This is a genomic window from Natrinema sp. CRL1 (genome assembly GCF_059162405.1).
The window spans coordinates 955,702-968,429 of record NZ_JBLVOY010000002.1; the positions used below are offsets into that span (position 1 = coordinate 955,702).

General features: G+C 62.4%; 8 protein-coding genes. 3 read left to right on the top strand and 5 right to left on the bottom strand.

The window, feature by feature from the left end:
* The first annotated feature begins 89 nt into the window (after window positions 1-89).
* The gene (locus ACJYUO_RS10560) at window positions 90-1,094 is read left to right on the top strand and encodes a lipid II:glycine glycyltransferase FemX (RefSeq protein ID WP_494345327.1); all 1,005 of its coding nucleotides are present in this window, start codon (window positions 90-92) and stop codon (window positions 1,092-1,094) included.
* Between the two features lie 242 nt (window positions 1,095-1,336).
* Here ACJYUO_RS10560 and ACJYUO_RS10565 read toward each other — a convergent pair whose 3' ends face one another.
* Window positions 1,337-2,851 (bottom strand): hypothetical protein, encoded by a 1,515-nt coding sequence (locus ACJYUO_RS10565; RefSeq protein ID WP_494345328.1) that lies wholly within the window; start codon window positions 2,849-2,851, stop codon window positions 1,337-1,339.
* Window positions 2,852-3,595: 744 nt separating this feature from the next.
* Here ACJYUO_RS10565 and ACJYUO_RS10570 point away from each other — a divergent pair.
* Window positions 3,596-4,042 carry a hypothetical protein gene (locus tag ACJYUO_RS10570; RefSeq protein WP_494345329.1) on the top strand — a complete coding sequence of 149 codons (447 nt, stop codon included), beginning with the start codon at window positions 3,596-3,598 and terminating at the stop codon, window positions 4,040-4,042.
* A gap of 90 nt (window positions 4,043-4,132) precedes the next feature.
* Here the strand turns inward: ACJYUO_RS10570 and larC are convergent, their stop codons facing one another.
* Window positions 4,133-5,467: a nickel pincer cofactor biosynthesis protein LarC gene (larC, locus tag ACJYUO_RS10575; protein WP_494345330.1), complete on the bottom strand. Its 1,335-nt coding sequence runs from the start codon at window positions 5,465-5,467 to the stop codon at window positions 4,133-4,135.
* Window positions 5,468-5,682: 215 nt separating this feature from the next.
* Between larC and ACJYUO_RS10580 the strand changes: the two genes are divergently transcribed.
* Window positions 5,683-7,914 (top strand): CDC48 family AAA ATPase, encoded by a 2,232-nt coding sequence (locus tag ACJYUO_RS10580; RefSeq protein WP_494345331.1) that lies wholly within the window; start codon window positions 5,683-5,685, stop codon window positions 7,912-7,914.
* A 149-nt stretch (window positions 7,915-8,063) separates the two neighbouring features.
* On the opposite strand, the gene ACJYUO_RS10585 is transcribed toward ACJYUO_RS10580, so the two are convergent.
* From ACJYUO_RS10585 to ACJYUO_RS10595, 3 genes are all read right to left on the bottom strand, one after another.
* Entirely contained in the window at window positions 8,064-8,708 is a 645-nt protein-coding gene (locus ACJYUO_RS10585) for a helicase HerA domain-containing protein (RefSeq protein WP_494345392.1), read from the bottom strand.
* Window positions 8,709-8,732: 24 nt separating this feature from the next.
* Window positions 8,733-9,989, bottom strand: coding sequence for an RNA-guided endonuclease InsQ/TnpB family protein (locus ACJYUO_RS10590; RefSeq protein WP_494345332.1), 1,257 nt, complete (start codon window positions 9,987-9,989; stop codon window positions 8,733-8,735).
* A 439-nt stretch (window positions 9,990-10,428) separates the two neighbouring features.
* A complete protein-coding gene (locus ACJYUO_RS10595) occupies window positions 10,429-12,672 on the bottom strand; it encodes an AAA family ATPase (RefSeq protein WP_494345333.1) in 2,244 nt (747 codons plus the stop codon).
* Between the last annotated feature and the right edge of the window lie 56 nt (window positions 12,673-12,728).

Below are 12,728 nucleotides of genomic sequence, written 5' to 3' on the forward strand. Positions count from 1 at the left end.
TCCCTCATAGAGATACCGATCGATCCAGCGGCCGATGGCGGGTGTAAGAACACTATTACAATGAAAACCACTCCGTATCGGTCAGAGAAATGCACCTCAAAGATCTCACGTTCTCCGAGTGGGACGATACCCTTCCGGAGACCGGGTTCGGCCCGTTTCACACGTCTGAATCGCTGCGAGTCATCGACGAGCATACCGCAGGCGACCTCTACCTGTTCGGCGGCTACCGAGGCGAGCAACCGGTCGGGCTAATGCCGGTTTTTCTCAGAGACCAACCGTTCGTGACGGGTGCCCTCTCACCGCCCCCCGGCTTCGGCATCCACAGAATGGGTCCGATTCTGATGCCGACGAGTCCGAAGCGGCGCAAACAGGAGAAAATCAATCGGACGTTCATCGACGGAATCCTCTCGGTACTGGACATCGATCGCTCTCTCCTCCTGTTTCGGCTGTCCTGCGATACGACCTACGCCGATCCCCGGCCGTTTCGCTGGGCGGGGTTCGACGTCGACTTCCGCTTTACCTACCGCCTCGATCTCGAGTCGACGACGCCAGATCCCGTCCTGAAATCCTTCAGTAAGAGCCTCCGTCGAGAGATCCAGGACGGCGAGGACCTCGATCATTCCATCACGACCCAAGGGGTCGACGGGCTCCGGAAGGTCTACGACGCGACGCGAGAGCGATACGAGGAGCAGGGAATCGGCTTCCCCATGTCCTGGGAGTTTATGCGCGATCTCATCGGTAGTCTCGACGATCGTGCCCGCGTGTACGTCGCGGAAACGCCCGACGGTGAGTTCCTGAGCGGAATCATCGCGTTGTACTCGAACGACACCTGTTACTTCTGGAAGGGCGGAACGACTGCGAGTTACGAAAACGTAAGCGTAAACAGCCTGCTCCACTGGCGGGTCATCGAAGATATCCTCACCGATCCCGAACTCGAGGACATCACGGAGTACGATATGTACAGCGCGAACAACGAGCGAATCACGAAATACAAGAGCAAGTACGGTGGCGACCTCGTGCCCTACTACATCGTCGAATCCGCGAGTCCGACGATGTCGCTCGCGAAGAAGGCGTACGCGAAACTCACGTATTAGTATCACTGTAGCCGTCGAATCGTCATCAGGATTCTTCGATCGGAGTTCGTCTTCTCGGTCCGGACAGATTCATTCTCGAGGCGCTCTCGATTTCGTCGACACCGGGTCGATCGAGAAGCGAGTTCGGTAGCGACCGCGTGCTCGAAGAGAAGTTACGCTCGATCGGTAGTGATTCGGACAAAGAAGAAACGAAAACAGTCAGTCACACCGGTCGAAAGTCGACCGTGTGGCGGATCGCGATATTACGCTTCAGCCCACGTATTCGTCGCGGAGACGGACGTGAGCTGGACGTTCTCGTTCTCCTGCAGACTGATCTGGGAGCTGCCGGCGCTGCCGCCGTCCTCGGCGACTGCGACGGAGGTGTGCTGTTCGTTCAGGTTCTCCTGGGTGACGATCTGGGTCTGCTCGATCGCCGCACTGGCGGTCTGTTCCGCGTCGTTCGTCTGCGTGGCGTTGCCGGCGTAGTCGTACGACGTGCCGGGGGTCGCCGTACCCGCGTTCCCGTCGACCGTGACGGTGGTACTCGAGGTCCGCGTCACGTCGTCGGAGACGTAGCCCGGACTCGCGTAGACGTTGATCGCGTCGGCGTACGCGACTTGGGCGTTGTAGTTCTGCTGGTAGGCCAGCTGGATCGCGGTGGACTCGCTGTCGTTCTGTGCGATGGCCAGGGCGGTGTTCTGCAGGTTGATGTTCCGCTGTTCGACCTCTTGGCCCTGTGCAACGCCGGCGGTCGCGGTCTGTTCGCCGTCGACGTCGTCTTTCTTGTCCTTCTTGTCGGGGCCATGGGTTGTGGTTTCCGAGGAGAGGACATCGCCGCTGACGTTACCCGCGGTCGCGACGTCCATCCCGGCGGCCGACGCCATCAGGTTCGAGGCGGAGGCGCTACCGATCTGCTCGTTGAGGTTGCTCTGGTCAGTGAACTGGATCGCCGTGGCGGTACTGCCCTCGCCAATCGCGATGGCGACCGCACCGTCCTGTTCGTTGACGTTCGCCTGCTCGACGTCCTGTGACTGCTCGAGCAGCGCGTCGGCGCTCTGGCCCGTACTCGAGCCGGCGCTGTGATCGCCTTTCTTGTCCTTCTTGTGACCGAATTCGCCGTCACCGAGGTAGACGTTGGATGCGTTCGCCATGCCCTCCTGGAGGTTCTCGTTTCGCTGGTAGGACTGTTGGAGCGCGGTCGCGTCGCTGTCGTTGACCGCGAGCGCGAACGCGGTGCTCTGGTTGTTGTAGTTGACCTGTCCGACCGATTGGGACTGGCTCACACCGGCAACGGCTTCCTGCGTGACCGTTTTGTCGCCTTTCTTGTCTTTGACGGCCCAGCCGTCGAACTGCTGGTCGCCGCCATCGCCGACGATGATGTTGACGTCGCCGACGTTCTCGAATTGGGTCTCCGCGCTTCGCACGTCGCGGCTCTCGGCGGTGACCTCGCCGCTCTGGACGTTGTCGTTCTCCTGGTTCGATTCCTGAATGGCGGTCGCGTCGCCGCCGTCGATCGCGACCGACACTGCAGTTCCCTGCTCGTTGATGTTGACCTGATCGACGTCCTGGTGCTGGATGATCTCGGCGGAGGTGCCGTTCGAATCGTCGGCGTGTTCGTCGACGTACTCTTCGAGCGACTGCCCGTCGAGGTCGGCACCGAAGACGAGATACAGTTCTTCTCCGTCCTCGAGTGCGTGTATGGTTCCAGCGTCCAGTTCCCCTTCCCCGCCCGCGGTGGCTGCCGGCACGCCGACTGCGATCATCGACAGGACAACCATACAGGCCATAAGGAGTGTCGTAGTTCGTGAGCGTCTCGTTGTATTGGAATTCATTGAGCGTTTGATCTGTGTCGTGATGGTCTTTCGTTTCTGAGTCTCTGCGACGCAAACCATCCTATCCCCAAGAGTACCTTTGTTATCGACAGATTGGAGCGCGTATGAACTGGCCTATGGAACCGAAGGCAGCTGCTTATCGAGAGAAATCGGAGGCTTCGATGGGCGTCGCGGAAGTACAAGCCGCGACCGAAACCATCATATATTTGATTCGGGTCTCTCATGCCGGCAAATTACCAAAATGCACCGAACGGTCTCGAGCCGATGACCGTTTCGGTAATCGAAGTCGGAAATTAGCAGCGTATAGCCGATCAGCAACCGTTACACAGTAACCATTTCCGGGGCGGCGCGGGGGACGGTCGCGCCTGAAACCGCAGGCCGGTCCCTCAATAGGGTCGGCGAAACGACGACAGTTTCTGCCGACAGCGGGTGAACGAGCCACTTGAGGTAATAAGCGACCCGATCAGCCCCGCTAATGCCGCGATTCGCCTCGAAACCGTTTGCCGGGTTCAAATGGGATACTGGTATGAGTAGCGACTGGGCAACGCGCCACAGCGGGAGACCGGGAGGAGACAGCCAGTTTCGCGCCAAGCGACAGCGCTGTCGAACGAGGAGGTTCCCTCCTCGAGGGGTCCGCTCGTTGTGGTTGACACGCGTGGTGCCCGACTGCAACACGGTGACCGAACCAATATGAAACGCGCACTCACGCTCGCACTGACGGTAGCACTAATCGGCGGCCTCGCATTTATGGGGGCTGCAGGAACAGCGGCGGCACAGGCGGACTCTGATGCAGACGCCGATGCTGACTCTGATATCGATGTCGACGACATCGAGCAGGAATCATCCGCGGAGACGACCGTCGATGTCGATCAGAGCAACAGTAACGAGCAGACGCAGGTCGCATCGTCATACAGTAGCTCGGACACGAGCAACGCTGAGACGACCGCGGTCCAGGGCCAAGACGTCGACCAGAGCAACGACGCGAACGTCGAGAACACGACCACGATCTCTAGCAACGTTGGAGTCGCCTCCGATACGAGTGCCGACGCGGACTCCGAAGCCAGCGACGACGACGAGTTCGAAACTGAGATCGACTTCGACGATCTCTTCGCGACCTTCCTCGGCGACAGCCTCTAAAGCTGATTAGCGCCGTCGCGACCATCCCATTGTTTTTTCGCAAGATGCGATCGGACAGTTCCGTCTAAACGCCCTCCATTTTTAACATATTCAGTCGTTTTCGGTCCGTGATTCAACTCTGGCTTCCGCCCATCGAAGGACATCTCGAGTCGATAGATCGGTCTCTCGAGCCACCTTCGCCGCCTCGTCGTACTCCGCGCTCACGTCGTAGACCTCGCCATCGGCATCGCTCGCGATTTTCACGGGAACCTCGTACTCCTCGCCGTCTACCTCGAGCGTCACGGTCTCGAACGCTCGGTTCGCGATCCAACGATGGGTCACGCCGGCATCGCGAACGCCCAACGTCCCGGTTTCTTCGGCCAGCGCTCGAGCGACGCGTTCCCGATCCGCGGGCTTGCAGATGACCTTCACGAGATGGCCCGGACGGGACTTTTTCATCGTCGCGGGAAGAATCGTAACGTCTCGCGCGCCCACGCCCGCGAGAGTTTCCTGTAGTCCACCCAGCACTTCCGGGGTCGCGTCGTCGAGATTCGTCTCGAGGACCGCGATGTCGTCCTCGACGAGTTCGCCGCCGCTCTCGCCGGCCCCGACCAAGACCCGAAGCACGTTCGGGTGCGGATCGAGATCGTAGCCGCCCGCGCCGTTGCCCGCGGCCTCGAGGTCCAGGGCGGGCAACGAGTCGACGCCGTCGGCGACGTGACCGAGAATCGCGGCACCGGTCGGCGTCAGGAGTTCCGCATCGACCGGGCCGCCGCGCAGCGACCAGTCGGCTCGTTGTGCGATCTCGACGACCGCCGGCGTCGGTACGGGGTACTCGCCGTGGCTCATCGTCACCGTTCCGCCGCCGGTCGACAACGGCGTGGTGACGACCCGGTCGGGCTCGAGGTCGTGGAGCAAGGCGACGGCACCGACCACGTCCGCGATCGCGTCATCGGCCCCCACCTCGTGGAAGTGGATGTCCTCGAGGTTCTCGCCGTGGACGCTGGCTTCGGCCTCGCCGAGCAGTTCGAAGACGGCGAGCGCATCGCGTTCGATCGCCGGCTCGAGGCCCATCCCCGTGACGATGTCGCGGACCTCGAGGTAGCTGCGGTGGGGACCGTGACCTTCGGCGGGGACCTCGTCTCCGTGACCGTGCGTATCGTGGCTGTGGCCGTGGTCATGATCGTGCTCGTGGCCGTGGTCGTGGCCGCTCTCGGATTCCCCGTGATCGTGCTTGCCATCGGCGTCAGCGTCTTCGTCCGTCAGAACCACGTCGACCGTCGTCGCGGCGATTCCGCTCTTGTCTACCTCGTCGATTCGATACGCCACCTCGAGGGCGTCGGTGACGGGCTCGAGGGAGTCGGGGTCGGCACCGGCGTCGAGGAGGGCGGCGAGGATCATGTCGCCGCTGGCACCCATGCGGCCGTCGAAGGCGAGGACTCGCATACCTCCGCTGGGGGGCGGAAGACGCAAAAAGCCACTGTCCTCGTTCCCACAGAAGGGGTGTCGATAGGGCCAAAACCAACCGATGCCGGTACATCTTTGTAGTGTCCGGTCCTACCCGTGTGTGATAGATACTAGCACAGGAAATGACTCACCCTAGCAAAAAACCTATCCGCGCACGTATCGGAGTCATTGACATCGCGGTCCATCCCTAAATCATGAACGAAGTTCAACTGGAGGTTGCGAAGGCATACCCGAACGACTCGGGTCGTGGTATCGCCCGACTCGACCCGGACACGCTGTTGCATTTGAAGTTGAGTCCGGGCGACATCATCGAGATCGAGGGTGCAGATACGACTGCCGCGAAAGTCTGGCGTGCAGACCGGCAGGACTGGAACACCGACACGGTCCGTATCGACGGCTTCACCCGCCAGAACGCGGACGTCGGTATCGGCGAGCGGGTCACGATCCGGAAGGCCGAAGCGACGAAAGCCGACAAGCTCACGCTTGCACCGCCGGAAGAGGCGTCGGTTCAGTTCGGCTCCGACGCCGCCGGTATGGTGAAACGGCAGATCCTCAAGCGCCCGGTCGTCGGCCGTGACATCGTTCCCGTGATGTCCTCGACGAACCACCCGTTCATGCGGTCGCCGGGCCAAGCGATCCCGCTGATCGCCGTCGAAACCGAACCCGAAGGTGTCGTCCTCATCACGGAAGACACCGACGTCGAACTCCGCGAGGAACCCATCTCGGGCTTCGAGAAGACCGGAGGCGGGATCACATACGAGGATATCGGCGGCCTGCAAAACGAGATCCAGCGAGTCCGGGAGATGGTCGAGCTCCCGATGAAGCATCCACAGATCTTCAAGAAACTCGGCATCGAGCCGCCACAGGGCGTGCTCTTGCACGGCCCGCCGGGCACCGGGAAAACCCTGCTCGCCAAGGCCGTCGCCAACGAGACCTCCGCCAGTTTCTTCTCTATCGCCGGGCCGGAGATCATCTCGAAGTACTACGGCGAGTCCGAACAGCAACTCCGTGAGATCTTCGAAGATGCCACTGAGGAGTCGCCGTCGATCATCTTCATCGACGAACTCGACTCCATCGCGCCCAAACGCGAAGACGTCACCGGCGAGGTCGAACGCCGCGTCGTCGCCCAACTGCTGACGATGATGGACGGCCTCGAGTCTCGAGGCCAGGTCATCGTCATCGCCGCGACCAACCGCGTCGATTCGGTCGACCCCGCACTGCGCCGTCCCGGCCGCTTCGACCGCGAGATCGAGATCGGCGTGCCGGACGAAACGGGCCGCGAGGAGATCCTGCAGATCCACACCCGCGGCATGCCGCTTTCCGACGACGTTAGCCTCGGTCACCTCGCCGACGAGACCCACGGCTTCGTCGGTGCCGACATCGAGAGCCTGACCAAGGAAGCCGCGATGAAAGCGCTGCGACGCTACCTCCCGGAGATCGATCTCGACGAGGAGGACATCCCGCCGAGCCTGATCGATCGGATGATCGTCAAGCGCGAGGACTTCAGCGGCGCGTTGAACGAAGTCGAGCCCTCGGCGATGCGGGAGGTACTCGTCGAACTCCCGAAGATCTCATGGGACGACGTCGGCGGCCTCCACGAGGCCAAAGAACAGGTCCAAGAGTCCGTCGAATGGCCGCTCTCGACCCCCGAGCGGTTCGAGCGGCTGGGGATCGATCCGCCGGCCGGCGTGTTGCTCTATGGCCCGCCGGGGACCGGGAAGACGCTGATGGCGAAGGCCGTCGCCAACGAGACGAACGCGAACTTCATCTCGGTTCGCGGCCCGCAACTACTCAGCAAGTGGGTCGGCGAGTCAGAGAAGGCCATCCGCCAGACCTTCCGCAAGGCTCGGCAGGTCTCGCCGACGGTCATCTTCTTCGACGAGCTCGATGCACTCGCCCCGGGCCGGGGCGGTGAGACCGGCTCGAACGTCTCCGAGCGCGTCGTCAACCAACTCCTGACCGAACTCGACGGCCTCGAGGAGATGGGCAACGTAATGGTCATCGGCGCGACCAACCGACCGGACATGATCGATCCCGCACTGCTGCGCTCGGGTCGATTCGACCGGCTGGTCATGATCGGCGAACCCGACGTCGACGGCCGCGAGCGCATCCTCGATATCCACACGCAGGATACGCCACTGGCCGCAGACGTTACGCTGCGGGAGATTGCCGAGATCACGGACGGTTACGTGGGTAGCGACCTCGAGTCGATCGCCCGCGAAGCAGCCATCGAGGCGCTGCGCGAGGACGAGGAAGCAGACATCGTCGAGATGCGTCACTTCCGGCAGGCCATGGAGAACGTCCGGCCGACCATCACCGACGATATCCTCGACTACTACGAGCAGATCGAAGAGGAGTTCCAGGGCGGCACGAGCGGCGGGCCGGACCCGTCGGGTCGCCGCGGCAGTCGTATCGGCTTCCAGTAATCGTCGGTACAGCCGCGACCGTCTATCGCCGGTTCGATTTTCCGTTTTCAGCGTTCCAATTTTCAGTGCCAACTATCGCTCAAGTGACGATGCGGAATTCGAACTCGTGTCCTGGAGAAACCGCTACTCGTCTCGTTTGGATCCCCGCGTCAGCCGCCACCGGGCACGCTGTCACTCGCGTTCGGACTGTCGCCTCCGTGTGGCGTGTCGCGGGACCGAACCCGCGCCGCGTGAACCGTCTCCGTCGCGTCGTCGATCACGACGACCTCGCCCGGAGAGTCGGGCAAGCGCTCCGCATCGGCCAGTGAACCGTTCATATACGTTGGCTGGGCACTCTCGAGCGCAGCTAAATCCTCCCGAGCGGTCAGTCGGTGCGAGACGAGGATGTCCGACTGGGAGATGCCGACCTCGGGGACGGCGCTGGGCCGCTGTGTCGCGGCGACGAGACTGACGCCGGGCGCGACGGCCGGGTCGTCGATCACGCGTGCAGGGACGGCGTCGCCGGTAGCAGGCCGTGATAGCGTGTCGAACGCGCCCATTGGATCGACGATCACGGGGGCGACGCCCCGCGACCGCGCGAGCCCTTCCGCGATGACACCCATCGTGTAGGATTTTCCGTAGCCGCGCTTGCCGACGAGCAACACCGCGTGGGGAGCGTCCAGATCGAGGTGGACGGTTGCGCCGTCGCTCCCGTCGAGCGCGCGGTAGGAACCGAGACGACAGACCGGTCCGTCGGCGAGGGCGGCGTCGCGTCCGAGTACGAAACTTACGGACCGATTCCCGCGGCTTCGTATGTCAACTACCCCACCCTACTTCGCTCACCCTGACGGGTTCGCTCGTGGAGGGTGGGGCTTGTCCATGAACTCGGCCTCAAACCTTTCCGGGTGGGCGGTGAATCCGCCGCTCGGCGTCACCGTTCCAGACTGTAGGGCGAGTTGACTGTCGCCCGTCCGCCGAGACGACTGTTGGCTTCGACGGACATACCGCATACCGATGTTCTTCGCCGCGTTGTAATCCGCGTTCGCTTCCGACCCGCAACTCTGACACCAGAAGTCACTTCGAGCTGGGCGATTCTCATCCGACGTGAAGCCACACTCGGCGCACCGTTTCGAGGTGTACGCCGACCCAACGTGCTTCACCAAGATACCGACCGTTTCGGCCTTGTACTCTACTTGCTCGACTAGCGTTCGGAACGCCCACTTGTGACCCCACGACGCTCCCGTGCGGTCGCGGATGTGGGTCAAGTTCTCGAACGCAACCACGTTACATTCGTATCGGAGTGCTTCCGCAATGATGGCGTTCGACACACGGTGGAGTACGTCTCGGATGTATCGGAGTTCCCGCCTACTCGACTGTTCGAGCGTTCGGTGGGCGCTTCGTGTCCCAGTCTGTTGTAACCCGGCGCGTACCTTCTCAAATTCACGGAGCTCATGGGTTAACTCCCGCCCACTGAAAAAGGAGGCGGTACTTGTGACGGCAAGGTTTTCGATACCGAGGTCAACCCCGAGAACCGTCCCGTCCTCGGCGGTGTTCCGCTCAGTATCGTTCTTGTGTCGGCGGAACCCGATATGCAAGAAGTAGTCTCTGTCACGAGCGGTGAGTGTACTTTCCGTGACGCTCCATTCGTCTGAGTCGAGGTACTGGCGCTGGTATCCATCGTCGGCGTTGGGAAGGGCAAGCTGACACCGGACACGACTCTCCGTGGTCGAGAGCGAGACGGTATCGTCATTGAATAGCGTCATGGTCCGGGTGTCGTACTTCACCGTGGGTGCGGCGAACGTTGGCTTACTCACTTCTTTTCCGTTGGACCGGCGTTCGATACAGCCGGTGATGGCTTGTGCGGCTTGATGGGTGGCGAGAATCGCGTGCTGACTCCCGAGGTCGGTTTGGTCGCGTACATCGTCGTAGGCGAGAGGCTGTATGTCGCTCTTGGCGTTGCACGTGCCCCACGCCATATTAGTGGCGATTTGGCAACCACGCTTCCACTCGGAAATCGTCTCTTCGAGAAGGGCGCGTTGCTCGTCAGTTACCTCAAGACGAGTGATTGCCGTCCGACGCACGTAGTCGTCTCCCACTATTTTAATGTAGTCACCTCTATGCTTATAAGTATGCGCTTTGAGGCGGAACGAACGCGCACCTCTCCACTCACTCGTGTCGTTCGTTCCTTGAGGAGGGAGGCTCCGCGCTACCGCTTCAGTTGAGAATAGTTTGTGCCAAACATCAACTTCGGGGTAGACAACGATCAGTACGAACAGTTGAAAGAGACAAAGAAGCATCACGGACTGACTTGGAAAGGAATAATGCTATACGCGCAAGAGCAGTTGGGTTCTAAAAGGGGGAATGATCGGTGGACAGCGTAGTCAAGTGACGCGATTCCCCCACCCAGTCTAAAGGCTGGGATTCCCTCGCTGATTACAGATGAGGACTCCCGCCGAACTGGAGTTGCTGTCGGCCAACGAGCCGGATTCAGCGGCACAATAGGTCAGAATGAGTGTCGAATCGGCGGTGTCAGGCTCACATCACGCCGTCGGTCTCGTCTCGAGCGGCCTCGATATGGTGGCGTTCGATGCGGACCGTCGACGCCTTCTCGTTTGCCGTCTCGGGATCGTACTCGCTCGCGACCTCGCGGATCGCTCGCATCGAGGCGTTCCTGATCAGGGCCTCGAGGTCGGCCCCGGTGTAGCCCTCGAGTTCGGCCGCGAGTTCGGAGATGTCGATATCGTCACTGAGTGGTTTCCCCTGTGCGTGGACTTCGAGAATCTTCTCGCGGGCCTCGAGGTCCGGCTCGCCGACGAAGACGTGGGTGTCAAGTCGGCCGGGACGGAGCAGTGCGGGGTCGATCTGGTCCTTGCGGTTGGTCGCGGCCAGGACGACAAGGTTGGGATTTTCGCGCATGCCGTCGAGTTCGGTCAAGAGCTGTGAGACGACGCGTTCGGTGACCTCGTGGCCCTCGCCCCGGGCGGCCGCGATGGCGTCGATCTCGTCGAAGAAGACGATCGACGGGGCCGACTGGCGGGCGCGCTCGAACACCTCGCGGATCGCCTTCTCGCTCTCGCCGACGTAGCGGTCGACGATCTCGGGGCCGTCGACGCGGACGAAATTAACGTCGGTTTCGCCCGCGAGCGCGCGTGCGAGCAGTGTCTTTCCGGTCCCAGGCGGACCGTACAGGAGGACGCCCGACGGCGGGTCGGTGTTCGTCTCCTCGAAGAGCCGGTCGTAAGTCAGCGGCCACTCGACTGATTCGCGGAGCGTCTGTTTGGCCGCCTCTAATCCGCCGACGTCGGAGAAATCGGTAGTCGGCGACTCGGCAACGTACTCGCGCATGGCCGAGGGTTCGACGGACGCGAGCGCGGCGTCGAAGTGGGTCTTTCGAACCGTCGGATTCCGGTTCCACGCCTGTTGTTCGTCGCTATCGGTCGGCCGATCGCGGATCGCAGCCATCGCGGCCTCGCTCGCAACAGCGTCTAGATCCGCTCCGACAAAACCGTGTGTTCGTCGCGCGATGGCCGCAATATCGACATCGTCGGCCAGTGGCATGCCGCGGGTGTGGACCTCGAGGATCTCCCGGCGACCCGCCTCGTCGGGGACGCCGATCTGGATCTCGCGGTCGAAGCGGCCACCCCGGCGGAGCGCGGGATCGATCGCGTCGACGCGGTTGGTCGCGCCGATGACGATCACCTCGCCGCGGGCGTCAAGGCCATCCATCAGGGTCAGCAGTTGGCCGACGATCCGGTTTTCGGCGTCGCCCTCGTCGTCGCGGGTGCCGGCGATCGAGTCGATCTCGTCGAAGAAGATGATCGTCGGCGCATTAGCTTCCGCCGTTTCGAACACGTCGCGGAGCCGCTCTTCGCTCTCCCCTTTGTACTTCGACATGATCTCCGGCCCGGAAATCGTCTCGAAACGGGCGTCGACCTCGTTGGCGACCGCGCGGGCGATCAGCGTCTTTCCCGTGCCGGGTGGGCCGTACAGCAGGACGCCCGACGGCGGCTCGACGCCGAGTCGTCGGAACAGCTCCGGCTCCGACAGCGGGAGTTCGATCATCTCGCGGACCTGCTCGAGTTCCTCGTCTAACCCGCCGATATCCTCGTAGGTGACCCCGGAACTCGGACTGGGTTCGGGCTCGTTGGCCGCGACCTCAGAGCCGGAGCCGGAGTCGGTCGCGGTCGATTTTCCCGATTGCCGGTCGCGGCTGCGGCCACCAGTTCGGGAGCCGCTCGAGGCCGCTGTATCGCCCGCTCCGATGTCGGCGTCGACGATCCGGATCGTCGTCGCGTCCGTGATGCGAACGTCGCCGTCCGGGTCCGTGTCGGTCACTCTGAACGGCTGTTGGTCGATCCCCTCGATCCGGACCTGTTCGCCGGCACGAACCGGCCGGTTGCGCAGTTTCTCCGTCGCTTCGCTCTCGGCGGCTCGCCGCTGGCGGTCGGGAAGACCAGGGGGTGCGACCAGCGTGACCCGATCTGCGTCGGTGATGGCCGACTTGTCTTTCGCCCGGACGGTGACCGTATCGCCGACGTGGACGCCGGCGTTGGCCCGCGTATCGCCGTCGATCTGGACCGCGTTCTCGGGGACCGACTGGTCTGCGGGCCACATCTTGGCGACGGTCGTCTCGTCGCCCTCGATGACGACGGTGTCGCCGCTGAGAATACCGAGCTGTCGCCGTGCCGGTTCGGGGATCCGCGCGACGCCCCGGCCGGCGTCTCCCTTCTCCGCAGCCCGAACCGACAGCGTCACGCCGTCCGATTCCGACGAACTCATAGCCATTCCTTTCGCGTCGGTCGCCTTGAGAATTGTCCCGTCCCCGTCGGGCGACT